25 protein-coding genes are annotated in these 25,371 nt (G+C 30.7%); 19 read left to right on the forward strand and 6 right to left on the reverse strand.

Annotated features, from left to right (window positions below; translation table 11 throughout):
• The first annotated feature begins 6 nt into the window (after positions 1-6).
• The 14 genes from V9L04_RS00260 to V9L04_RS00325 all read left to right on the forward strand — a co-directional run bounded on the left by V9L04_RS00260 (position 7) and on the right by V9L04_RS00325 (position 13,153).
• Complete coding sequence (locus V9L04_RS00260) at positions 7-846, forward strand: hypothetical protein (protein WP_338792050.1); 840 nt, start codon at positions 7-9, stop codon at positions 844-846.
• Positions 847-860: 14 nt separating this feature from the next.
• Entirely contained in the window at positions 861-1,745 is an 885-nt protein-coding gene (locus V9L04_RS00265) for a hypothetical protein (RefSeq protein WP_338792051.1), read from the forward strand.
• A 27-nt stretch (positions 1,746-1,772) separates the two neighbouring features.
• On the forward strand, positions 1,773-2,606 hold the full coding sequence (locus tag V9L04_RS00270; protein ID WP_338792052.1) for a hypothetical protein: 834 nt from the start codon (positions 1,773-1,775) through the stop codon (positions 2,604-2,606).
• Between the two features lie 13 nt (positions 2,607-2,619).
• Positions 2,620-3,432 (forward strand): hypothetical protein, encoded by an 813-nt coding sequence (locus V9L04_RS00275; protein WP_338792053.1) that lies wholly within the window; start codon positions 2,620-2,622, stop codon positions 3,430-3,432.
• 45 nt (positions 3,433-3,477) lie between these two features.
• Positions 3,478-4,272: a hypothetical protein gene (locus V9L04_RS00280; RefSeq protein ID WP_338792054.1), complete on the forward strand. Its 795-nt coding sequence runs from the start codon at positions 3,478-3,480 to the stop codon at positions 4,270-4,272.
• Positions 4,273-4,514: 242 nt separating this feature from the next.
• Positions 4,515-5,732 (forward strand): ABC transporter permease, encoded by a 1,218-nt coding sequence (locus tag V9L04_RS00285; RefSeq protein ID WP_338792055.1) that lies wholly within the window; start codon positions 4,515-4,517, stop codon positions 5,730-5,732.
• Between the two features lie 51 nt (positions 5,733-5,783).
• Positions 5,784-6,287, forward strand: coding sequence for a hypothetical protein (locus V9L04_RS00290; RefSeq protein ID WP_338792056.1), 504 nt, complete (start codon positions 5,784-5,786; stop codon positions 6,285-6,287).
• A 91-nt stretch (positions 6,288-6,378) separates the two neighbouring features.
• A complete protein-coding gene (locus tag V9L04_RS00295; RefSeq protein ID WP_338792057.1) occupies positions 6,379-10,020 on the forward strand; it encodes a DEAD/DEAH box helicase in 3,642 nt (1,213 codons plus the stop codon).
• 33 nt (positions 10,021-10,053) lie between these two features.
• Positions 10,054-10,473 carry a hypothetical protein gene (locus V9L04_RS00300; protein WP_338792058.1) on the forward strand — a complete coding sequence of 140 codons (420 nt, stop codon included), beginning with the start codon at positions 10,054-10,056 and terminating at the stop codon, positions 10,471-10,473.
• A gap of 3 nt (positions 10,474-10,476) precedes the next feature.
• Entirely contained in the window at positions 10,477-10,887 is a 411-nt protein-coding gene (locus V9L04_RS00305; RefSeq protein WP_338792059.1) for a hypothetical protein, read from the forward strand.
• Positions 10,888-10,890: 3 nt separating this feature from the next.
• On the forward strand, positions 10,891-11,307 hold the full coding sequence (locus tag V9L04_RS00310; protein ID WP_338792060.1) for a hypothetical protein: 417 nt from the start codon (positions 10,891-10,893) through the stop codon (positions 11,305-11,307).
• A gap of 1 nt (position 11,308) precedes the next feature.
• Positions 11,309-11,716 (forward strand): hypothetical protein, encoded by a 408-nt coding sequence (locus V9L04_RS00315; RefSeq protein ID WP_338792061.1) that lies wholly within the window; start codon positions 11,309-11,311, stop codon positions 11,714-11,716.
• 11 nt (positions 11,717-11,727) lie between these two features.
• On the forward strand, positions 11,728-12,303 hold the full coding sequence (locus V9L04_RS00320) for a Crp/Fnr family transcriptional regulator (RefSeq protein ID WP_338792062.1): 576 nt from the start codon (positions 11,728-11,730) through the stop codon (positions 12,301-12,303).
• Positions 12,304-12,385: 82 nt separating this feature from the next.
• A complete protein-coding gene (locus tag V9L04_RS00325; RefSeq protein ID WP_338792063.1) occupies positions 12,386-13,153 on the forward strand; it encodes an MBL fold metallo-hydrolase in 768 nt (255 codons plus the stop codon).
• Between the two features lie 52 nt (positions 13,154-13,205).
• Here V9L04_RS00325 and V9L04_RS00330 read toward each other — a convergent pair whose 3' ends face one another.
• The 4 genes from V9L04_RS00330 to V9L04_RS00345 all read right to left on the reverse strand — a co-directional run bounded on the left by V9L04_RS00330 (position 13,206) and on the right by V9L04_RS00345 (position 17,093).
• The gene (locus tag V9L04_RS00330; protein WP_338792064.1) at positions 13,206-13,619 is read right to left on the reverse strand and encodes a hypothetical protein; all 414 of its coding nucleotides are present in this window, start codon (positions 13,617-13,619) and stop codon (positions 13,206-13,208) included.
• A gap of 52 nt (positions 13,620-13,671) precedes the next feature.
• Entirely contained in the window at positions 13,672-13,938 is a 267-nt protein-coding gene (locus V9L04_RS00335) for a tetratricopeptide repeat protein (RefSeq protein WP_338792065.1), read from the reverse strand.
• 13 nt (positions 13,939-13,951) lie between these two features.
• On the reverse strand, positions 13,952-14,452 hold the full coding sequence (locus V9L04_RS00340; RefSeq protein ID WP_338792066.1) for a hypothetical protein: 501 nt from the start codon (positions 14,450-14,452) through the stop codon (positions 13,952-13,954).
• A 274-nt stretch (positions 14,453-14,726) separates the two neighbouring features.
• Positions 14,727-17,093: a TonB-dependent receptor gene (locus V9L04_RS00345; RefSeq protein WP_338792067.1), complete on the reverse strand. Its 2,367-nt coding sequence runs from the start codon at positions 17,091-17,093 to the stop codon at positions 14,727-14,729.
• Positions 17,094-17,264: 171 nt separating this feature from the next.
• Here V9L04_RS00345 and V9L04_RS00350 point away from each other — a divergent pair, with 171 nt between their 5' ends.
• From V9L04_RS00350 to V9L04_RS00365, 4 genes are all read left to right on the forward strand, one after another.
• Positions 17,265-17,699, forward strand: a complete 435-nt coding sequence (locus V9L04_RS00350; protein WP_338792068.1) for a MarR family transcriptional regulator — start codon at positions 17,265-17,267, stop codon at positions 17,697-17,699.
• 24 nt (positions 17,700-17,723) lie between these two features.
• Complete coding sequence (locus tag V9L04_RS00355; protein ID WP_338792069.1) at positions 17,724-18,731, forward strand: S41 family peptidase; 1,008 nt, start codon at positions 17,724-17,726, stop codon at positions 18,729-18,731.
• Positions 18,732-18,887: 156 nt separating this feature from the next.
• Positions 18,888-19,211 carry a hypothetical protein gene (locus V9L04_RS00360; RefSeq protein ID WP_338792070.1) on the forward strand — a complete coding sequence of 108 codons (324 nt, stop codon included), beginning with the start codon at positions 18,888-18,890 and terminating at the stop codon, positions 19,209-19,211.
• A gap of 270 nt (positions 19,212-19,481) precedes the next feature.
• On the forward strand, positions 19,482-21,005 hold the full coding sequence (locus V9L04_RS00365; protein WP_338792071.1) for a hypothetical protein: 1,524 nt from the start codon (positions 19,482-19,484) through the stop codon (positions 21,003-21,005).
• Positions 21,006-21,402: 397 nt separating this feature from the next.
• Here V9L04_RS00365 and V9L04_RS00370 read toward each other — a convergent pair whose 3' ends face one another.
• On the reverse strand, positions 21,403-22,404 hold the full coding sequence (locus V9L04_RS00370; RefSeq protein WP_338792072.1) for a hypothetical protein: 1,002 nt from the start codon (positions 22,402-22,404) through the stop codon (positions 21,403-21,405).
• A gap of 618 nt (positions 22,405-23,022) precedes the next feature.
• On the opposite strand from V9L04_RS00370, the gene V9L04_RS00375 reads away from it, so the two are divergent.
• Positions 23,023-24,291: an ABC transporter permease gene (locus V9L04_RS00375; protein WP_338792073.1), complete on the forward strand. Its 1,269-nt coding sequence runs from the start codon at positions 23,023-23,025 to the stop codon at positions 24,289-24,291.
• A 62-nt stretch (positions 24,292-24,353) separates the two neighbouring features.
• Here the strand turns inward: V9L04_RS00375 and obgE are convergent, their stop codons facing one another.
• Positions 24,354-25,346, reverse strand: a complete 993-nt coding sequence (obgE, locus tag V9L04_RS00380; protein ID WP_338792074.1) for a GTPase ObgE — start codon at positions 25,344-25,346, stop codon at positions 24,354-24,356.
• Between the last annotated feature and the right edge of the window lie 25 nt (positions 25,347-25,371).

The raw sequence follows: 25,371 nt of genomic DNA on the forward strand, positions 1-25,371 counted from the left end.
TTATCAATGTCATACCATTCTCACATATTAAATTCTTCAAATCACTCTCATATCATTGGCAGAACTGACCCTATTACAGGCGATTCTGTCAAGGAAAATGATAGGGTTGTTTTTTGTGCAGTCTGTAAATCTTGTTTTTTGGAAGATAGTTGGGTTTATATGAATGAGCAGCATTGTGAACAAAGCCGAACGCTTGAAAATGTTCCTTCTTTACCTGCTAGATTTTCAGCAAAAAAATCCGATAATCAATTAATTGCAAAGCTGTTGAGTAATGAGATACGCTACGAAACTATTTTGGGTGTCGCTACTTTCTGTTTCTTCCTTAGCTTTTTTATAATGAGCGCATTAGAGCACAATTTTGAAATAGAAATGAACTTTAGCCTTATATTTTCAATCACTTTTTTGGGAGGACTCTTTGCCACAATTGCAACTTCTATACCTCAGTTTAGACCTTTTGTTGGTAATCATCAAGATGATATACGTATTTTCAAAAAACATATAGAATTGGGTAAAAATACTTTTTCTATGAAAGATGTTAGGCAAATTAAATATCAACGAGAAACATATGTAGAATATATAGATAGGCGAGAGTTATACAGTTATATGAGTCCTGTTATATTAGTTTATTTTGCTAATGGAAATTATGTTCAGCATACTTTACCTATCACAAGCTACAAAGACACATCTGATTTTTTGAGAGAATTAGCAAAAATATCTCATTTTGTAGAAGTATTTTTTTATAGCGAGAATAGAAACGAATATGAAACTATGAAACGTATTCAGTCAAATAGCAATGGACATATTGTACTGGGAGAACCTCTCAGACTTCTTCATAACTTAAAATAAACCCACAGGACTAAATGCCTTACCATTCCCATACATTAAATTCAGTTTCTCACTCTCACATTATAGAAAGAACAGACCCTATTACAGGCGATTCTGTCAAGGAAAATGATAGGGTTGTTTTTTGTGCAATCTGTAAATCTTGTTTTTTGGAACATAGTTGGGTTTATATGAATGAGCAGCATTGTGAACAAAATCAAACGCTTGATTCTGTTCCTACTTTGGCTTCCAAACTTGTAATGAAGAACAGAAGTAACGAAGTTATTGCAGAACTGAAAAATAAGGGAGTAAATTTTACTATCGTTGTTGCTATTATAATTCTATCATTTTTACTTTCCTTTTTTGGTTTGGCTACGTCAGGCACTTTTTTCTCTTTTGATGTAAAAGCAACTTTGATTGCTTCGTTGCTTACGACAATAACTACAGGTATTTTATCTGCTATTATAACAGTAACTCACACATTCAAAAGTTTAATTGGAAGTGATAAAAATGATATACGCCTTTTTCGAAATCGAATTGAAATAGGAAAAGATAGCTTTTCTTGGAGTGACATAAAACAAATCAAGTATCAAAGAGAAGTGTCAACATCAACCTATGAAGTACATGGATCATTAGAAACAGAAATTACCTCTTATACTCCTTACCTATTGATTTATTTCAATGAAGGGAAGTTTGTAAACTATCGTTTGCCTACTAACAGTTATAAACAGGGTAAATTATTTTTAGAAGGTTTAGCAAGAATTTCACACTTTACAGAAGTCTTTTTGTATAGTGAAAACTATACAGAATTACATACTATAAACCTAATTCAATCAAGTGGTGATGGAAATATACAAGTAGGTAAACCTAGAAAAGTAGTCAATAACAAAGGAATACCTGTATTTACTACATCAGATAGATAAAATTATTATTATTTCAAAAAATCAAAAATGTCATACCATTCCCACATATTAAATTCCTCAAGTCATTCTCATATCATTGGCAGAACTGACCCAATTACAGGCGATTCTGTCAAGGAAAATGATAGGGTTGTTTTTTGTACTGTCTGTAAATCTTGTTTTTTGGAAGATAGTTGGGTTTATATGAATGAAAGGCATTGCGAGCAAAACCAAACGCTTGATACTATTCCTGCTTTGGCGTCTAGACTTGTTTCTAAGAAAATAAAAGACGAGCTTATTACAGAATTAAAACATGGAGGAGTTGTTCTTCAAGCTGTGCTAGTTACTTTGGTAGTTTCTTTTTTAGTTTCTCTTTCTGCTTTACAACAGACTGTTTATCAAGGTGATACTGAAGCTATTGGTGCATTTTCTATTTTAATAAGTGCGTGTTTAGGATTTATTGTTGGAGTTATTACTGCTAATGATTCATTTGATGAACTTATGGGACTTACAAAAAATAATGTGCGTCTTTTCACTAATCGTATAGAAATAGGAAAAGAATCTTTTGTATGGAGTGATATAGAACAAATCAAATACCAACGAGAAATGTATGTATCAGAATCTACTAAAGTAAAACAAAACTTTTCTCATATACCTTTTCTATTGATTTATTTTAATAATGATTCTGTTTTAAAGAAAAATCTAGCTACTAAAAGCCATAGTAAAACTGAAAAACTTTTGATGGGCTTAGAAAAAATATCTTACTTTAAAAATGTCTCTTTTTACAGTGAGAATCCTCAAGAACTAAAAGTAATGCATAATATAAAACGTAATAGCAAAGGAAAAATAGAAGTTGGAAAACCTAAAAAATTATTAAATTATTAGCAAAAAATTAAAAATGTCATACCATTCCCACATATTAAATTCCTCAAGTCATTCTCATATCATTGGCAGAACCGACCCAATTACAGGCGACCTTGTCCAACAAAATGATAGTGTTGTATTTTGTGCTGTCTGTAAATCTTGCTTTTTGGAAGATAGTTGGAAATATATGGAAGAAAAGCATTGTCAGCAATTTAGAACCTTAAAAATAATTCCTGTTTTACAATCTAGACTTATTATCAAGAGAGGTAAAGAAATGATTGCAGAATTGATAAGTCAAGGAGCAGATTTGCATATTGTATTTCTTACTATGTTACTCTCTTTTTTAATTTCTTTCTTTGGTTTGCTTGCCTCAGATGTAGATTATGCTTTTCTCTATGCCATATTTATTTCAGGAGTAGTGGGCGTTTTGTCTTCTTTTATTACTTCAAGAAGTTTTTTTAAAGAACTGACAGGAGAAAATAAAAGCGATGTCCGACTTTTCAAAAATCGTATCGAAATAGGAAAAGATAGTTTTTCTTGGAATGATGTAAAACAAATCAAATACCAACGAGAATCAGAAATTCATTATACAGATAATGGAATAAGATATGGATTAGGTATGCCTTCGCTACTAATTTATTTTGAAAGTGGTAAATTTTTAATCAAAGGACTTGCTACCAAAGATCATCAACGAGTAGAAGTTTTTTTAAAAGGACTTGAAAAAATATCACACTTTAAAGAAGTATTTTTTTATAGCGAAAGTTCAATCGAATTTCGGTCTATTATAAATATTCAATCGCAAAGCAAAGGAAACATACAAGTAGGTGATTCTAGAAGGCTTCATTAAACAACATCCGAAATACTCCAAAATTTAATCATTTAAACTTTATCAATGCCTTACAATTCCCACAAATTAAATTCATCTCACTCGCATATTATTGGCAGAATCGACCCAATTACAGGCGATTCTGTCAAAGAAAATGATAGTGTTGTTTTTTGTGCAGTCTGTAAATCTTGTTTTTTAGAGGAGAGTTGGATGTATATGAATGAGCAGCATTGTGAGCAAAGTTTTACGATTGATTCTGTTCCGATTTTACCCTCAAAACTGGTTGCTAAAAATAGAACAAATGAGCTTATTTATGAACTTAGCAACAATGATTTTGCTGGTTACTTAGCCTTCTTTTCTGCTTTGGTTTCTTTTGGTATTATCTTTCCAAATATGACAGATATACTTTATGACCTTACTATGCCTTTTGTAAGTGTAGCATCTGTATTTATTGGGTTTGTTGTTTTTCATTTTGCTTCTACTTCAGAATTTAAAAATATACTAGGAAAACATAAAGATGATATTCGCTTATTCAGAAATCGCATAGAATTAGAATTACTAGATTTTTATTTTCAAGACATCACTCAAATTAAGTTTCAGAGACAATATTCTTTACACAATCCATCTTCATCTAGTTCTATTTTGATTTATTTCAAAGATGGAGATTTTATGAAAAAAGAATTGAAGATAAGAAGTGCTAAGGAAACACAAAACTTCTTGATAGGATTAGAAAAAATATCTCACCTTGTTGAAATTTTCTTTTATAGTGAAAATAGAGATGAATATCAATTTATGCTGAACCTAGAAGCAAATAGCAATGGAAATATTCAGTTAGGAGAACCTAGAAAACTATTTTATTAGATATTTTGATAATCAAGAATAGCTCTGTATACAACTTGAAAAAATCTAATTTCCTTATCACAATTTGTATTTAGGTAGTTCAGACATCTTGTCTGAACATAAAAAAGCAGTATTTTATCCTATTCAACAGTCTGGACGACTCTCATACAAAATAACCGTGATAATCTTTATTGCAAAACGAAAGTTAGAAATGTATATTTGTCTTTAATTTTGATAGAATATAAAAAACCAATAAAAATATAGTGAATTTTTCGCTTTTTATAGCCAAACGCATCCGAAGTCAGAAGGGAAGTAGTTTTTCAAAAGTCATTACACGCATTGCTATCGGAAGTATTGCGCTCGGAATTGCTGCTCTTATTATTTCGATGGCAATTTTTGAAGGTTTCAAACAAACTATTTTGGATAAAATAGTGAGCCAAACAGGGCATATTCAAATTCTTAAATTTGATATGAATAATTCTTTCGAAACAAGTCCACTTTCTACGCAACGAGACTTTTACGAAAATTTAAAAAAACAAGATTATATTTCTCATATTCATCCTTACACACAAAAACCTGTTTTATTACGAACAGATGAAGATTTGATGGGACTCGTTTTGAAAGGAGTAGACAAACAATATGATACAGTAAGTTTTAAGAAAAACCTTGTCGAAGGTCGTTTTATTACTTTTGATACAAGCAGTTATTCAAAGGAAATTATTATTAGTCAGGATACAAAAGACAAATTGCGCCTTAAAGTTGGTGATGATTTACTTGCTTTTTTCTTGCAAGACCCACCAAGACAGCGAAAACTAGAAGTTGTAGGCATTTATCAAACAGGAATTGAGGATTTTGATGAGCGTTTGGTGTATTGCGACCAAGGACTTTTACAACGTCTCAATGACTGGGGCGATACGCTTGTGGGAGGTTATGAGGTTTTTTTGAAGGATTTTGATAATATAGATACTCTCTATGATGAAATAGAAGCTAATAGCGATTATGATATGTATCTTCAAAAAGTAACCAATACATTTGCTCACTTTTTTGAGTGGTTTTCGATGGTCAATAAAAATGTTACTATCTTTTTGAGTGTGATTTTATTTGTAGCACTTTTTAATGTTGTTTCTGTGCTGCTGATTTTGATTACAGAACGTGTTACGATGATAGGAATGCTCAAAGCTCTTGGCGCAACAAGTAGTCAGATTCTGAAAATATTCTTTCAAAACGGCTTAGTTATTCTTTGGAAAGGAATTTTGATAGGAAACATAATCGGAATTTTGTTTTGTCTGATTCAAGATACTTTCAAAATTATTCCTTTAGATATTGAAACGTATTATATGAGTAGCGTTCCAATTTCATGGAATATTCCTTTGATTTTGATGCTCAATATCGGAATTATTGCTTTAGTGATTTTCATTCTTTGGATTCCTTCTATTTTTATTAGTAGAATAAAACCTATTCGGGCTATTCGATTTGATTGAGAATCAATTACAGCAGCAAAAAAACAATTTCCAAAAAAAATGTAAATATTTATGAGATGTTTATTTATAATATTTTTCTTTATTTTTTTTATATCGTCTACTTTTGCACAGAGTTTTTTCGAAAACTCAAAACCATTAATAGTTTGGAACTCTGGAAGTATGGCTATCAAGAGTGTAAAATTAAAAAATGGGGGACTACTGTACGTAAAGTTTGACGGTTATGGAGTCAATGTGATAGTTACATTTGGAACAAATGGTTATTCAGTTCAGAATTTTCAAGAAACAAATGAGTGGATAAAAATAGAAATAACAGAGTATGATTTTGATAAAGATGGTAATAATGAACTTATAATTGCCTACGGTGACGAAACACAAGCAATGTTTAATGTTCTTATCTATAAAATAAGTAAATTAGGTGTTACAGAAATTGGTAATATTGAACTTGGGCAGTTCAACTGTTTATTATTAAAAAATAAAATTATATTACCTTTCGGTTCACAAGGTTTATTTCATGAATATACCTTGATAGAAAACAAATTTATTCAAACGAATTAATATTAAAAACCCTGCAAATATTTCTTCACAATCTTCCAAAATAAAAGATAGATTAAATTCGTAATTTTTAATTCGTAATTCGTAATTATTTATGATGCACTATTCAGCAGGTTATACCAACACAACCAATCATTTTGTAATTCAGAATTTACCTTTTTTCTCTCAAAAAGTGGTTGAGGAAGAAAAGACTAAATTTGCTTTTTTATTGCGTTTTTTGCAGCGCAGTTTGGTAATGCCATTGCCTGAAGAATTGGCTGCGAGATTTAATGTACAAGACAATCAAGTAGAAAATTACATTCCTCTGCTTCCTTTACAAATTTCAGAAAAGAATAAATACATTCCAAAATGGAAATTTGAGCAGCAGAGCAAACAAAATAGTTCTGAAAAAGCAATGCGTTTGTTTTTGCGTGAACGCTTACAAAGTTATTTACCCGAATGGGGATTTTTAGAGTTTTTGTTTTGGTCAAATGCCTCTTTATCAGATGCTTTACAGTTAGAAATTACTCAAGATAATGTAAATCCAGAATTAAAAGATACAGTTATAAATTTTTATTTGCCAATTGCAGAACTAGCCATTTTGATTGTTGTTAGCAGTAAAGAAAGAGAAAAACAACAAAAAATTGAACAAAAACTACGTTCGAAAGGAATTTATGTCGTCAGCTTTACAGTTGAAGAGATTGTAAACGAAACTGATTTGATTCGTGAAAAAATGGAATGGATTCGCCACCAAGTAGAAAAACCTATTTTTTCAAATAAACTCAGAGAGTGGAACAGAACAGCAACCAATCAGCCTAGAGAAACAATTATTACCCAAGTTTGGTGGAAAGCAGCTCTTATTCGTGTCCAGATTCTGACAGCAGAAATGCTTTTTAGAGGAGTTTGGAAACTAGATGATAAAGCATGGAAAGCTGTTTTTTTGATGCGAGAAAAAGAACAAATTCCAAAAGAAATTATAGAATTAGCTATTGAAAGCATTCAAAAATTAGTTTTGCAGTTATTTCCAGAATTACCATTTGTAGCTCCTAAAGTTTCTATCACTACTGTTTTTTCTGAATTAGAATTAAAACAAAGCGACAATAGAGAAAATAATCAAGAAATACTAAAAGTAGATTTTAGTATTCTGCATCGTTGGACAGATTCTGATAAGAATAGAAATTGGATAAAAATACGAAATGAATATGCTGAAAATTATCGTTTTTCATTTCATTCTGATGAAGGAAAACCTTTATCCAAACAGTTTCCTGTTCTTTCTCACTCTTTTTTTCAATCTGATTTTCAGAATTGGAGTTTTGATGACAATAATGATTTGAAACGCTCTGAATTTTTACTCAATCATTCTTTAAACTCAGAAACAAGCCATGTTTTAAAAGCAAATTCATCTTCTTTTATTCAAATTTTGCTTGCAAAAGCTCTTAATGGTCAGTCTGTTTTGGCAAATATTCCTTTGCAGATTGACTCTAATTTCATTTTTGGTTGGCTTTCTGTTTTACAATCTTCTCCTTCACTTCTTGTCTGTGCTTCTACTGATGTTGCTTTGGATAAAATGGAAGAATTGGCTAAAAATGGAGTAGATAAAACTACGGTTTGGCATTCCGAAATGAGCAGTCAAGAAGTAAAACAAGCACAAGATTTAGTAAAAGAAAATAAAGTTTTCTTGCTAATTCTGACAGCCGATTTACTCAATACAAAGGAGTTTAAAAACTTTATAAGCAATGAAAACAATGAAGGCTCTACTACTAAAAATCAAATAAACTGGGCATACTTCTTAGTTGATGAAATTCATCGTTTTTCAGAGTGGAGTTCTCAACATAAAGAAGAATATATTGCTTTAGAAAGTATTTATTACAATTATTTTGATGCAGCCAAAACACCTTTTGTATTTCTATCCCATTTTTTAGATCAATCTGCTTCAAAGTCTATTCAAAATACTTTCAAAGTAGAAGAAAATGATTTTTATGCTTCTGTAAATGCTTCTGAATTTTTGGAAAATAAAATATCCAATTTTGAATTTATAGAAACAGAAAATACATATTCTGCTCTTGTAAATATTCTAAAAAATATTCAAAATGAGACGAATCAAGAAAGTATAAAAAATAAAGGAATAATTTTTACTTCGGGAGTAAATGGAAGTACAGGCTCTTATCTGCTTTCCGAACGATTAGAGTTTGATTTGAAGCGAAAAGTTTATCCCTATTCTATCAAAATCCCACAAGGCTCACATGACGACAAAGAAACACATTTTATAAAACGAAATTATTTAAGAAATGCTCTCAAAACTTCTCAAGACGTACTTGTAGCTTCTACTTCTGCGCTTAACTCTGGAATTAATTTGGAGAATTTAGATTTTGTTATTCAATATGGTTTACCAAAATCTTTGACTCAACTTTTAGATATTTCGAATAGAATAAAACAGAAAAACTCAAAAACCTATATCATTTTTCAAAAAGAAAAAGATGAAAAAACACTATTAAAACTTTTTGAACCAACTACTCGCCTTTCAGATATTCGCAATATGAATAGAGATGTAAGTTGGCTGGGTGGCGATATGTATAGGCATCTGTTGGAATGGGCTTCTAAAGTTGAGCCTGTTGAGGAAGAAGTAGAGTTTATGAAGCAGTTTTATGATAAATATTGTTTAATAACAGATACAAAAAACGATGCAGAAGAACAAAAAGATAAGATTATCAAGATTTCAGAAGTAGAAATTTCAGATTTAGATTTTAGACTTTTTTCGCAGAAAGTAGATAGAAAACTGACTGTAGAAAGGACAATTATTCGTTTTCATCAAATGGGAATTTTATCTAATTGGGAATATTCGACACATATTTCGAATACAAAATTCAAGATTTGGGTACAAGCACATAATCAAAATACAGTTAGAAAATATATTTTCGATATTATTCAAACTCATCAATCTGATTTTGAAATTCATAAAGATGAAAAATATGCAGGTATTTTCTCAAGAAAAAATTATTCTATTTTAGAAAAATACTGTTTCTTGTTTCTACAATGGATTCACGAAAATAGTATTTACCATCTCAAAAACAATTTAAAGGAACTCTATCACTACGCTAAAAGCCAAGTAGAAAAAAATCAACCTATTACTTCTGTTTTTGTAGATCCTTTTCTTCATCCTTCTTCTATCAATAGGCTACTTTATTTTATTGAAAAAGAAAATAATTTAATTCAAGAGAATAAAATATACTTATTATCCAATCAAGAAATAGATTGGATTTTTGAAGAACTTAAAAAGATGAATCAAGATGAAGATGAGAATAAACAAATTAGCTTATTTTTTATAGAAAAATGGCGAAAAAGAGTAAACCAAAATACGCATCAAAAAGTAAATCAGCATACCGTTTTAGATTTTTATAAAGCCATTTTAGAGCTTTCTTTAGGAATAAAACCAAATAATAATAAAGGGTATTTTGATATAGAAAATGCTCCCAAAACGTTATTTGGTTCAGTTGAAAAGATAATAAAAAGTACAATCAATACTAACAACATTGATTATTTTATAGAAAAATATGTATCTTTTGGCATTGATTTTTCAGAAGAAGCAAAAGCATATATCTCAGAAAGTATTTTGATGAGTGAAAGTAATTTAGAAAATAAGCAGTTACGAGCTACTCAAATTTACTCGTATTTAAAAGATATGCATAGTCTTACTGTCTTGCTTCAATTAGAAGTAGAAAAAATGAAAACAATTCATCTTGAAGTACAAGGAGTTTAAGTTCATTATCTGCTAACAAATTATTGACTTATTATGGAAACTACCAAAAAACCGTACGCTATTTTTGATTATTCAGAATTTCCTTTAGTTCATATAAAATTAACTGATACTGAAATTACAGACCAAAACTTTCAAGATTATGTAGATGAAGTAGGCAAAATTTATGAAAAGGGACGTTATGCAATCCTTTTAGATGCAACAGACACAAAATATGTAGGAGCAAAACATCGTATTATGCAAGGAAATGCTCTAAAATTAAATAAAAATAATGTTGCTCAATTTTCTATCGGAATGGCAATTATTGCTCCCTCGGTATTACAGAGAATGCTTTTGGAAGCTGTCTTTATAATAAAACCTTATCCAAGCGAAGTAAAAGTTTGTAAAACGAAAGAAGAAGCTACTGAATGGATAAATGAACTTTTAGAAAATGAGAATATAGAAATAGAAAAATAAAAAATGGAAAACCAGTCTTTAGCAACGTTTGAATTTGAGAAACCTATCATCTATGTGACTTTTACAGAAAATACTGCCACAGATGAAAATTTTGAAGAATATACTCTACAATCTCACAAAGCGTTTGAATGGGAACGCTATGCACTCGTATACGATATTTCAAAAATGCAGTATTTGGCAGCCAAGTATCGTATTATGCAAGGAAAAGATTTAGAAAATACCAAAGACAAAATAGCTAAACAATCTATTGGACTTGCATTGATAGCTCCTTCTTTTCTTCAACGAACAATTGTACAAGCTATTTTTTTGGTAAAACCTTATCCAAGTAAAGTAAAAGTTTGTAAAACCAAAGAAGAAGCTACTGAATGGATAAATGAACTTTTAGAAAATGAGAATATAGAAATAGAAAAATAAAAAATGGAAAATCAACCCTATGCAGTTTTCGATTACTCAGAACTTCCTCTTGTGCAAGGAAAAATGACAGGGGCAGAGGCTAATGATGCAAATTTTGCAGCTTACCTAGAAGAAATAAATTCTATTTCTATGAAAGCTGAACGTTATATTTCTATTTTGGATATGACAAAAGCATCTTACTTGGCTGCCAAATATAGAATTATGCAAGGAAAATATTTGGAAGAAAATAATGAACGCATTCAAAAACAAGCGATTGCTATCATTTTTATTGCTCCTTCTTTTTTGCATAGAACGTTACTAAAAGGTGTTTTTTTTATAAAACCTTATCCTAGTCCTGTTTTTATTGTGAGTAGTAAAGAAGAAGCACAAAAAAAAGCACAAGAGTTGTTGGAAGAAGAACAAACCAAACTAAATATCTAAAATGGAAAATCAACCTTATGCAGTTTTCGATTACTCAAAACTTCCTCTTATAGAAATTGAGTTTACAGGAGAAAAAGCAACTGATGAAAATTTTAATGCGTATTTAAAAGAAACGGCTGATATTCCATCAAAAACAGAGCGTTATATTTCTATTATGGATACTTCAAAAGCCTCTTATTTAGCAGCTAAATATAGAATTTTGCAAGGAAAATATTTGGAAGAAAATAATGAACGCATTCAAAAACAAGCGATTGCCATCATTTTTATTGCTCCTTCTTTTTTACATAGAACAGTATTAAAAGCTATTTTTATTGTTAAATCCTATCCTAGTCCTGTTTTTATTGTGAGCAGTAAAGAAGAAGCAAACCAAAAAGCACAAGAGCTGTTGGAACAAGAAAATACAAAATGAGTAGATAAGTTATGAATCAGTTTAGAGAAGTAAGTACCTTTTTCAAAAAACAATATCCTCTCAATAAACATGGATTAGAGGAACTCTTTTCCCTATTCGAACTTAAAAAAATTGACAAAAACACTATTCTTCTTAAAGAAAATGATTTTGAAAAAGAACTTCGTTTTTTAAATAAAGGAATAATTAGGGAATATTATTCAACATCAGAAAGGGAAATCAATATAAATTTTTATACTCAACCTCAATTTATTACAGATTTGTCAGCATTTAATGGTGGAATAGCTACCAAAAAAAATCAACAAAGTCTTACCAAAGCAGAAGTATTAAGCATTGATAAAATAAAGTTTGAGCAATTATTGGAAAAATATCAATGTGGAAAAACTATTATAGAATCTTCTTTTCAAAAGCTATTAAAACACAAAGAACTTTTAGAATATAATAGAATTACCAAAACGCCTGAAGAACTCTATCAAGAATTATTTATCTACAAAAAACATTGGTTAGAACTTATACCTCAATATCACATCGCTTCTTTTTTGAATATTAGTCCTGAAACATTAAGTCGAATTCGAAAACGCATTTCTTGACTTGAATCAACTAATTTTGTTTTTCAAAGGATTTACTTTGTAGCTTTCAAATCTTCACTTCAAATTTTTAGATTTAGTTTTTATGCTTCAAATTCATCATCTCCGAAATGCAACGCTAGTTATTGAAACCGAAAAAGATGTAATCCTTGTCGAACCTATGTTAGGGAAAAAAGGAACATTACCTACTTTCACATTTTTTCGTTTTAAGGCTCAAAAAAATCCTATTGTAGAATTACCAGATAACTCTCAAGCAATTTTAAATAAAGTCACTCATTGTTTGATTACTCACGCACACCCAGACCACCTAGATACAGCAGCAGAACGATTTTTGATTAAAAATAATATTCCTGTTACATGCAGCATTAAAGACGAAAAATTATTCAAAAAGAAAGGTTTAGATGTCGTTCAAACCATAGATTATTGGAAAAAAAGTAACTTTCTAGGAGGAACAATAGAAGGAATTCCAGCCAAACACGGCTATGGATTTATCTCAAAACCAATGGGAAATGTAATGGGATTTTATATTGAATTGCCCAATCAAAAATCAATTTATTTAAGTTCGGATACCATTTATACACCTTCTGTCGATAAAGTTTTGAAGGAATATAAACCTGCTATAAGTGTCATCGCTTGTGGTAGCGCACAACTTGATATTTTTCAGCCTTTACTTATGAAAATGAAAGATATTGTAAAGTTTGTCCAAAACTCTGATGGAATAGTGATTGCAAATCATTTGGAAGCCGTAAATCATTGTCCTACCACACGAATAGGATTACAAAAAGAACTAGAAAAAAATGGTTTATCTTATAAAGTTCATATTCCAAATGATGGAGATGTGATTATTCTTTAAATAACTTACTATCGAACGGTTCGCTTTGAGCGAACTGTTCGGTTAAATACACTTATTTCTTTTTCTTGACTTGGGTCAATTGAACATAACTACCCGTTGAAACAGGTAAATAATTAAATTCAACCATTTTGTTATCCAAAAATAGTTTTAGTGTTCTATTGTCCTTATTGTGTTCATAGTTACATTCAAAAATTATTTTTCTTTCTTTTGTAGCAGCGTTATACGATTTAATTTTCAATTTTTCCCCAAAAGACCAAAGTGTTGTATTTTGTTGAATTAAATCTATTTCTATCTCTACCAGACGCAATCCAAGAAATTTAGATTCAAGAATGTCTGACTGAGAATTAATGACTGATGATAGCCAAACAGTTTCATTTAATTCATCAAAATATAGTCCTTTTGGAGTTTGGGCAAAGGTCGAAAAAGACCATATACTTATTGCTAATGCTAAGATTATTTTTTTCATAACTCATAGAAATATATCCAAAATCTAAATTCATTTTAAAACTACTAAATAGTTATTTTTTGGCTTTTAATTCATCTAACCTTTTCAAACTAGCTGATGTGTTTTGATAATGTGGGTGAGTTTCTCCTACTGTTTCCTTTATCATTGCTAAAGCTTTTTCATAATATATTTTTGCTTCTGCATATTTTTCTTGCGCTTCATACAATGCTCCCAAATTGTTTAAAACAATCGCAGCTTCTATATTTTTTTCATAATTAAATAGAGTGTGTAAATGGTTTACCTTCTGTTCGTATGGGAGACTAAGAACAGAAGGGGGCAATAGCCACAGAAATTTATTTTTTGTATTCCTTTCTCCTTTCCCATTGGTCTTTTATTTCGTACATCTTTATCAAATAAGGAACAAGAACAAACAATTCAAGACGAAATGTAAAACCCTTATTTATAACTAATGGAACAGCTATTACAAGAATACAAATTACGATACCAAGTATTGCATCCATCATAGCTGAGGTAACAGCCCATTTTTTCTCTGTCCACAGCCCAAAAGCAACAACTCCTTTAGATAAAAAAAGTAATGTAAGCACAACTCCTGTTACTGTAAACGTATCAAATGATTCTAGTCCGTACATAGCAAAACTAAAAGTAAGACCAAAAATCCCTGCAATAAGATATAAAGGAGAAAGACAACCGAAAATCATAAATATCCAAATAAATATTTTTATCCAAACAGGAAGTAAAGCTCTTCTTCGTCTTATTTTATTTCCCTCTCCCAAAACTTTTTCTTCTTCTTCTAGAGAAGACTTAAAATCAGAATCTAGTATATTTTCGTTCATATTGGTTAAAGTTGTTTATAAAAAATTCTAAAAAAGTATTATTTTTAAAAAGAATAAGTTTCTGCTGTTGCTCGTAAAACACAATGACTCTCGCCCATTTTTAACGAGTAAGCAATATGTATTCGACATCTTGCTGTGTATTTGTATTTCGCTGTTTTAAAACATCAATCACAAAGCTAATAAATCAGCAAGAAAAAATATAAAATTATCCCTACATAGGCTTTTTTTCAAATTTTATACACTCCCTAATACAAAAATCAAAAACCGATTTTATTTAAAGATTAGATAATCTAACACCCACAAAAAAAGTTCTCGGTGCAGCACTTCCATAAATATAATTACTATCTCTATTTTTTCCACTATCAAAATCATTTTGATAGGCATTAAATAGGTTTTTTATTCCTCCAAAAAGCTGCAATTTTGAATTTGTTTTCTTCAAATCAAAATCATAACTCGTTCTGAAACTAAATTCTGTAAACGTATCAGAAACTTTATATTCATCAATTGTTTGTTCGGGTGCGCCTGCAAAATGAATAAGCTGCATTTTTCCTGTATAAACAACATTCATATTCATAGCAAAACGTTTGTTTGGTGTAAATGAAAATGTTGCAAAACCATAATCATTTGGCGTTCTTAAAAACTCTCTTTTCAGTTCTAAGCCTTCAATATTCTCTACTGGCTCATCAAAAAGACTTTTTTGAAGTGTAAAACCGACTTCTAACTGTGCTTTTTTGTTATAATTTGCTCGTGTTTCTAGTGTAATCCCTTGAACGGTTGCGCCATCTCCATTTCGTTTTTCAAATTTTTGTCCAAAATTATCCTCTCCATTTGGCGATAAATAAAACGCATTATCAAGTTTTGTATAAAAACCCTCAAAAGTAAAACCTGCAATAAAACTTTCTGTTGATTTATCATAATTTATCGAAGTGCTAAAGCTATTCGAACGCTCTTGTTTCAAGTTTTCAGCAAGACTAATTCTTGAAATTCCACCTCCTGCAAAAGCAATGTGCATATCAGCATCAAAAGCCTGTGGCGCACGAAAACCTGTACTCCAAGTAGCACGAAGCTGCATTTGAGATTTAATTTTGTATAAAAAAGACAAACGAGGACTAAAAATAGGGTTCTCTAAAAAATTATGTTTATCCATTCGGATTCCTGAAAGTAGATTTAATTTGTTTGTAATCTGCCAATCACTTTGAAGAAAAACACCTAAATTTTTTGTGGTTTGGTCAATTTTATAATTATAGGCTTCAATTACATCCAAAACATCATCAGTTACATATTCAGAGCCAAAAGTCAAGATGTTACTTCCACCCAAAAAACTAGAAAGACTATGATTGATCTGAAAACCTGCTTGATAGGTTGAGTTTTTAGAAATTCCATAAGGAGGATTTTCTAAATGATTCTGAAATTCAATTATATTTTCTTCATCTGGAATTATTCCTGTATAATGTTTTCTGTCTGTATTTTGAGTAGCCAAATAAGTAATAAAAGAAGAGTTCCCACCATTAAAATTGATCTGATAATCGATATTTCCTACCAAAAAGTTATGTGTTCGTTCTTCGGCTTGTAGAGCTAAATGTGCCACTTTATCAGTCATTTCTCCTCCAAAACGATATTCATTGATACTACTAAAACTGACTTCTAATTTTTGATTGTCGGTAGGACGAAAAAATAGATTTGCACCAAAAGAATTATTTTCTAGTTTGGGTAATTCTGAAAAATTATCTTCGTTGTGGTCGTAAAAGTCTCGCTTTCTATTATTGATAAAAAAAGAAACTCCTGCATTTTTTTTCTCTGTCAAAACGGTTGCATTTCCTGTAATAATATTGTCATTACTTTGTGAGTTTATGTTTTGATAGGTATAAGCTAGATTATAATTATTTTCTTTTGGAATCTTTGTAATAACATTCACCACGCCACCAATCGCACTAGAACCATACAAAACAGAACCACCTCCACGCACAACTTCGATGCGCTCAATCATATTTACAGGCAGTTGTTCCATTCCATACAATCCCATCAACGGACTAAAAATAGGGCGACCATTTATCAAAATCTGTGAATAGCCACCAGCAAGTCCATTCATTCGAAGTTGCGTATAATTACACGTCTGACAATCCGTTTCTACTCTCAAACCTGCTTGAAACTTCAATCCTTCCGACAAATTACAAGATTGTGTATTTATTAAAGTTTTGCTGTCAATAATATCGACCATAATGGCTGCATCGGTTTGTTTTTTTTCTGTTCGTGTTGCCGTAACTACAATTTGATTTAATTCTGAAATAGATTCTTTCAAATCAAAATTAACTTCCAAAACTGGATTTTCTTCATTCAAAATAACTGTTTTAGTTTGCGTTTCAAATCCCAAATAAGAAGCAAGTAAAGTATAAGTTCCGAAGGGAATGTTTTTTAATTCATAGTTTCCATTTTTATCGCTTGTAGTTCCGATGATTTTATCCTCATTATTAATACTAATTTTTTCTTTTATCTGAATAGTTGCAAAACTAATAATTGAACCTTCTAAGGTTATTTTTCCTTTGATTTCTCCTTGTGATTGATGTGGAAGGCTATTTTGAGAATAAGTAGAAAATGAAATAAGCACTAAAAATGCTGCAAAAAGTAAATTCTGTATTCGCATAAAAATAAGGTAATTATAAGTTTTAGCATTCTGTTTTAAAAATTTGATAGTGCAAATATATAAAGTTAGAATAATCTAACAAAATTTTTAGACTTTAAACAAAAAATAGTTTCTTAACAAATTAGGTTTTAATTGATATATCAATTATATTTACATCAAATAAAAAAACCTATGGAATTTAATACACCTACACAAACAGCTCTTTACTCTATCGAACAAGCAATTAAAGAGTACAGAAAATTCTGTCAAAGAAATATCTCCACTGTAGTTGATGATATTACGATTGACCAATGCCTTGTTTTGATTATTCTTGATAAACAAAATTCACTTTCTCAAAAGGAAATTGCTATTCAAATTTTTAAAGATAGTGCCTCTATTACTCGTATGATTGAATTAATGGTAAACAAGGATTATCTCACTAGGGAAATTGATAAAGAAGACCGAAGAAGATTTAACCTAATATTGACTGAAAAGGGAAAAACTACGCTTCAACTTCTTAATCCAGTCATTGAGCAAAACAGAAAAACGGCTTTATATGGGTTGAGTGATTTAGAAATAAATCAACTCTATTCTACACTACAAAAAATTATTTCAAACTGTCAGTAATTCATTATCTTAATTAAATCAAAAATGAAAATTACCTTACCTGTTTTGTTCCTTTTATGCTTTATATTCTTTTTTACCTTTCAATCTTTTATAAAAAAAGAACCCACAACTAATTTATCACAAACAGAAAAACAAACTATCATTCATAAGATAGACTCTTTGCTCTCAAAAAATTATGTTTTTCCAGAAGTGGCAAAAAAAATATCTGATTTGCTCTTGACCAATCTCAAAAAAGGGACTTATGATGATATAAATGAATATGTTGCTTTTAAAGAAAGAATCACAGAAGACTTACGCTCTATAAATCAAGACACACACTTGAGGCTAATTTATAGACCTGAATCTAGTAAGGAAAATATGTCAGAGCGAATTTATACCATTCAAGATTCAATAGCAGAAATAGAAGAATATAAGAATAAATTGAGAAAGCAAAATTTTGGTTTTTCCGAATTAAAAATTTTAGATGGTAATGTAGGTTATCTAAAACTCAATCATTTTCATAGTACAGCGTTTTGTGGAGAAACGGCTGTTGCAGCTATGAATTTTTTATCTAATTCTGATGCTATAATTATTGATATTAGAAATAATTATGGGGGAAGTCCTGAATTGATACAACTTCTGACTACCTATTTTTTTGAAGGTTATCCCATTCATTTGAATACTTTTATTTATAGACCAACAAATGAGCGTAATCAAACGTGGACGCTACCTTATGTTTTGGGTAAGAGAATGCCTACTGTTAAATTATATATCTTGGTAAATGAAAAAACATTCTCAGCAGCAGAAGAATTTGCATACAATTTACAGAGTTTGAAAAGAGCAACTATTATTGGTTCAAAAACAAGTGGTAGCGCACATCCAGGAGAAGAAATGAAAATCAATAATAATTTCGGTATTTTTATTCCGACAGGAAGAGTAGAAAACTCAGTTACTCATACAGATTGGGAAGGCGTAGGAATCATCCCAAATGTGGAAACAGAATCAGAAGAAGCTTTAGATACAGCCTATAAATTAGCCATTACAGAAAATTAGTGATGGAAAATTAAAACTATTCTTTAATCTTATTTTTAAGTTTGGGTTTTGGTGCGTAATTTTGACCTATTGAAAAACTATCTTTTACACAGATTGTAATAGAGTAGTCATTACATTAATAACTAACAATTAATCAGTATTAAAAAATACAGAAATATGTTGAAACAATTCAGAACAATTTTAGCTTTTGCTGCGCTTTTAGTTTTCTTCACGGCTTGTGGTGAACATAACCAACCTGCACCAAATAAAGGAAAAAATTTGGAAAGTGAGCGCATCTATGGACAAAGTAGAGAAGCAGAACCAAAGCAACTTCCTAATCAGTATGATGATCCAGAAGGAATCATTGACCGTTCGAAGGCAATTTATACTAAAATGTATGAGTCTAAGGAGGTAAAAAGCACAAGACAAGACTATCCTGTAAAAGTAACAGGAACAACTGAGGAAGTAAAAGTAGAAGAAACTACAACTACACAAGAGTAATTTTACTTTTTATAAAAAAATAAAAATTCCTATTTTAATTAGAACCCAAATGAGTTTTATTAAAATAGGACTTTTTTTTGCACTATTTTTATTAAAAAAGCCTTTTAACGAAAAATATGAAATAAGGTTTGTGTTTTTTGCAACCAAAATGCCATATTGTAGGGTCATTATATTAGAAAATAGATAAATTTGTAGAACAGCTAATTATATGACTACAGTTAAAAATGAATTAAAGGTACTTCTAATGGAAGTTTTAAAGAATATTGATAAATGATTGCACACGCACCTAAATATATATTTTCTCTATTTTTTTTCTGGCTAATTTTTATAACAATTAATTTTGAAATAAAAGCACAAGATGAAACAGAGAAAACAACAATAAGTAATAATAAACAAAGTAAAAAAATAAATTCTTCAAAAAAACAAACTGAAAAATCGCCTGATGAATCAGCAACCTATTTTTCTAGTGATAGTGTAACTATTTCTCATATTCATTTAGAATGTCACAAGAAGACCAAAGACAGAATTATTTTCAGAGAACTTGCCATATATGAAGGTTATAAAATTCATAGAAAAGATATAGAAGAGATTTTAGAGCAAGAATCTAATAAAATTTTTAATACTCGTCTTTTTGTTACAGTAGATATTTTTTATGAAGAATTTAGAAAAGGAGAATTAGATGTTATAATCAGTCTTACTGAACAATGGTATATTTATCCCATTCCACTTATCGAACTTGCAGACCGAAATTTTAATGTTTGGTGGAATCAACAAGGTAGAGATTTGAGACGTTTGGAATATGGAATCAGAGTAAAACATAATAATTTTAGAGGAAGAAATGAAAATCTATCTCTTCTTCTTCAAACAGGTTTTACCAACAAATATGATCTTCGTTATTCTATTCCTTATATCAATAAAGCACAAACTTTAGGGTTAAATATTTCGGTAGGTTATGCTGAAAATACAAATTTAGGGTATATCACAGACCGTGATACGGTTCGTTTCATAGAAACTCCTGATAGAGAAATACTTAGTTCTAGATTTTATAGTGGTCTTTCTCTTACAGCTCGCAGTCGCTTTTATGACCGTCATACTTTCTTTGTAGGATACAGAAACCAAAATATTGCTGATACAGTTGCACAATTGAATGCAAACTTTTTTGGAGAAGGAAAAACAAATCAGCGTTATGTAGAATTAGAATATAATTTTTTTAGAGATTTGAGGGATAGAGCCAATTATCCATTAAAGGGTTATTATTTTTTATTTGCTGTTCAGCAGCAAGGTTTAGGAATTGAAAAAAATGACTTTAGTTTATTTATGGCTCGCACTGAATTTGCTAAATTTGTTCCTCTTTCCAAAAAATTCTTCTTTCATTCTTCTGCCAGTATGAAACTGACTTTTGCTCAAAATACGCCTTATACAAATCTGCGTGGAATTGGGTACGGACGTGATGTAATTCGTGGCTTTGAATATAATGTAGTGGAAAGTGAGCAGCATTTTATTTTGAAAAACACATTACGATTCAAACTCTTTGAAAATACATTTCGCTTTAATAAAATGCCTTCTCAATTTTCAAAAGTTCCTGTTGCTATTTATCCAAAAATTTATTTTGATACAGGATATGCACAGCTTTTAAATCCTTACCAGTCAAATTCACTTCCTAATCAGTGGATGTACGGAACAGGTGCAGGAATTGATATAGTGCTTTATTTTAACATGGTTTTGAGAGCCGAATATTCATTGACAAATACAGGAGTTGCTGGGCTTCGTTTAGGTTGGAAAGCTGATTTTTAGAATGATTCAAATAACATAAATATAAAAACCACAGCTTTTTAGAATGACAAATACATATAAGTCACTTGGTAAAAGCAAGCGACGGCTATTTTTGGATGTCGTATAAGCAGTCCATTTATATACTAATAAAAGATTATTAGTATATAATTTTTGAAATAAGGAATATAAAATGAATAAATTTACACTTTGAAAAATTCACGCATTAATAAACAGGGTTTTAACCCTGTTTTATAGATAGCTAAAAATGTAAATTTATTTTTTTAGTCTTACTAAGTAACTAGTCAAAATAAAACCTATCGAGAAATTTAACCTGTTAAAATAGCTTTAACCTTTCAGACAGATTTCACTAATCTATAAATAATTTTGACCAGTTACTTATCACTAGAATAAAGGCATACTAAAGACTAGTTGCTGCACCAGCTGTTGCCTCAAAACGTAGAACTTTTCTACTAGAAACAGTTCCTATTTGTTGTCTTGAACCACCAACTAAGCTGCTTACTGTTGGAAACCAAAAGTAGTGTCCATTAACTCTTTTTCCAAAATTAGCACCTAAATGACCAGTTAGATAGACAGGTAAAACATAACTAGCTGTTACCTCTTGCTCTCTTGCATATAAATAAAAAGTTCTTTGGCTATTAGGAGGAACATCACCACTTACAGTCACCGAGTTACTAATCGTATTTGTAACCTCACTGCCTTGAGATGCACTCAATCCTACTGCCACTTCAACCGATCCTTCTGATATTAGAGGTATTCCAACTTTACCTCCTATAGTAACACTGACAGACTGACTAATAGTCCAACTTTTTGTAGTTCCAGAAGTATGAGTTCTAGTGAAACTCATATTATCTGTCTGATTGGAATAATTGCTAAGAGTAACAACAGCAATAAGATCTCTTGCTCCTATTTGTTGCCCTGTAGTTGTAACGTTTGGAGTACCCGTATTCATACGTGCTGGATGACTGTATCTATCTGTAATTGTTGGGTTTGGCGCACTAAACTTGCGCTCGCTATTAAGTGATAATCCATCTGGATTGTGACCAAATTGGTTTTTAACTAAATCTCGTAACTTCCACTCATTATAACCAAGGTTATTAAGATCCTGAAATGTTATATTGGTTGTAAGTGTATTTTGTACTTTAGCATTTTTCTGAGTTTCTTCTTCTGTTAGAGCAACACTTTCTGTTTCAACTTTAGCTAATTCATATCCATCTGCTAACATATCAGCTAACGAATTATAGCCAGTAGTTTCCCTAATGTTTCCCTCAAAATTAATATTTTCTACCAAAATTTGATTTTCTTTCTGAATCGTTTGATTTAAAAGTTCTTCTTGCTTCTCACAAGACATAAACATAGTTGTAGATAGTAAAAGTATTACTGCTAATTTAATTTTTTTCATGGTTCTAAAATTTGTATTTTTCCTACTCTATTAAAAAGACTTTTCGGACACCGTCTGTGTTAGTTACACTGGCAATATAACTTAAAAAAATCATTTTAAGTTAATTTAATTAAAAAATCAATAGTATTGAATATACGTTGCAAATAATAGACATGTGTAATAGAACCTAAAAAATGGTCTTATTTATTAAAAACAACTATAATTGCCTCAAATTCATATATTATATAAAACAATTATTTCATTTCACAATAATTATACATCAATTTAGTATATGTAAGTATCACACAAAAATAGTTTGATATTATTATCAATATTTTATAGAGTAACTATTACACATTTCAAATATCTTCGCTTTCTTAGCAATTACAAAACATTCTCGCCTGTCTCTTTTTTGTTTTATTGTTAATGCTATTCCTATCTATTATACAAATGAAAACTTTGTGTATATTTGACATTATCAGTTTCACTCTCTACATTTATGAATTTTTATCTTTCTAAAATTCTGTTTTTTCATTAAAAATGAATAGATTTATTCATCAGAAAATACACCCTCTTTTGTTTTGTATTAATGATTCATTGTATTCATTAATAATTAATCACTAATAACTAATCACTGCTTTGTTTGACTTAGATAAATGGCAAGAAATATTTTTCACTATAAAACAGAACAAACTGCGTACTTTTCTGACAGCATTTGGTGTTTTTTGGGGTATTTTTATGCTTGTTTTTATGCTTGGTGCAGGAAGTGGACTTGAAAATGGAGTAAAACAAGAGTTTGCTGGTTTTGCTTCCAATGCGCTTTTTGTGTGGTCAAGAAAAACAACAATTCCTTATAATGGTTTACAGGCAGGGAGACGTTTTCAATATACGCTTGCTAATGTAGAAGCCCTTCAAAAGAAAGTCAAAGAAATTGAAGTGGTTGCACCTAGAATAGAAGTAGGAACTGTTCCGATGAGCTATGGAACAAAATATGCGTCCTATTCTATGCGTGGAGAAACACCAGAGCTTACTCAAATCAATGCAAAAATTATTTTGGCAGGGCGTTTCTTAAATCAAATTGATATTGACCAAAAAAGAAAAGTAGCCATTTTAGGGCAATCTGTTGCAAAAGAACTTTTTGGAACAGAAACAGTAGAAAAAAATCCAGAAAAAATTGTAGGAAAATATTTTAAGGCTAGAAATGTATTTTTTCAGATTGTAGGAGTTTGTAGAGAAGTGAGAAGTGGAAATAATGCACAAGAAGAAGAAGAAGCTGTTTTTATTCCTGTCACAACAGCACAACAAATTTTTAATATGTCAGACAAGATAGATTGGTTTGTCTGTACAATAGATCCAAAAGCTGATGCTACGGAAATAGAAAAAGAAGTAAAACTAACTTTAGGAAAATATCATTCTGTTTCTCCTGAAGATTTTTCTGCGATTGGTTCGTGGAACACAAGCAAAGAGTTTCAAAAATTTGATACTATTTTTATCGCTATTCGTGGTTTTATTTGGTTTGTAGGAGTGTTTACGCTTTTGGCTGGAATTATTGGAGTAGGTAATATTATGATAATTACGGTAAAAGAACGTACTCGTGAAATTGGTGTCCGAAAAGCTCTAGGGGCTACACCAAGTTCTATTGTTTCACTTATCTTACAAGAAGCTATTTTTCTGACAGCTCTCCCAGGTTATGTGGGTTTGGTAACAGGAACATCTGTTGTTTTTGGAGTAAATACCCTTTTAAAGACAATGAAAGCTGAAAATCAGTTTTTTGCTAATCCTTTAATTGAATGGAAAGTAGCTGTTGGAGCTTTAATTTTATTAATTATTTCAGGAACAATTGCTGGTCTTATCCCTGCAATTTTGGCAGCGAGAGTAAATCCGATTGAGGCTCTTAGAGATGAGTAAATTAGTATTAAATCCTCGTTGAGACTCAAATGAATCCATCAACGAGGATTTAATTTAATAAATTACTTATGCAAATTCTCCCAAATTTTATCTTTCAGGACATCTAAATTTGTTTGAGCGACTGCTGAGATAAAAATATGAGGAATATCTTTTGGCAAATCAGGTTCTAATAGTGTTCTAAGTTCGTCATCTATCAAATCCATTTTTGAAATAGCTAAAAGACGTTTTTTGTCTAATAATTCTGGATTGTATTTTTCAAGTTCTCCAACCAAAATATCATATTCTGCTTGAATATTTTTTGTGTCTGCCGAAATGACAAACAAAAGCATGGAATTTCTTTCAATATGTCTTAAAAAACGTACACCTAAGCCTTTTCCTTCTGCTGCTCCTTCAATAATTCCAGGGATGTCAGCCATCACAAACGAACGATGATCACGATAAGGAACTACTCCCAAATTAGGAACAAGTGTAGTAAAAGCATAGTTTGCAATCTTTGGTTTGGCCGCCGAAACAACGGAAAGCAGCGTCGATTTTCCTGCATTTGGAAAACCTACCAAGCCGACATCTGCCAAAACTTTTAATTCTAGTGTAAACCAATCTTCAACACAAGGCTCACCTGGTTGAGCATATTCAGGAGCTTGATTGACAGAAGTACGAAAGTGAAAATTACCTAATCCTCCTCGTCCTCCGTTTACTAAAATCACTTCTTGTCCGTCTTCCAAAACTTCAGCTACTTTTTCACCTGTTTCAGAATTTTTTACAACTGTTCCTAACGGAACTTCCAAAATGGTATCTTCGCCTTGTTTGCCCGAACTTTTTTGTCCACTTCCATTTCCTCCATCTTCTGCAAAGATGTGTTTTTGGTAACGCAAATGTATAAGTGTCCAAAGTTGGGAATTGGCACGAATGATAATATGACCACCTCGCCCACCATCGCCACCATCAGGACCACCCAAAGGAACATGTTTTTCTTTGCGAAAATGTCTAGAACCTGCTCCACCCTTACCAGAGCGAAGAAATAATTTAACGTAATCTATGAAGTTAGGAGAATCCAAATCTTTTTTTCAGTTATCAGTTTTT

Source organism: Bernardetia sp. MNP-M8 (assembly GCF_037126285.1).
Lineage (GTDB): Bacteria > Bacteroidota > Bacteroidia > Cytophagales > Bernardetiaceae > Bernardetia.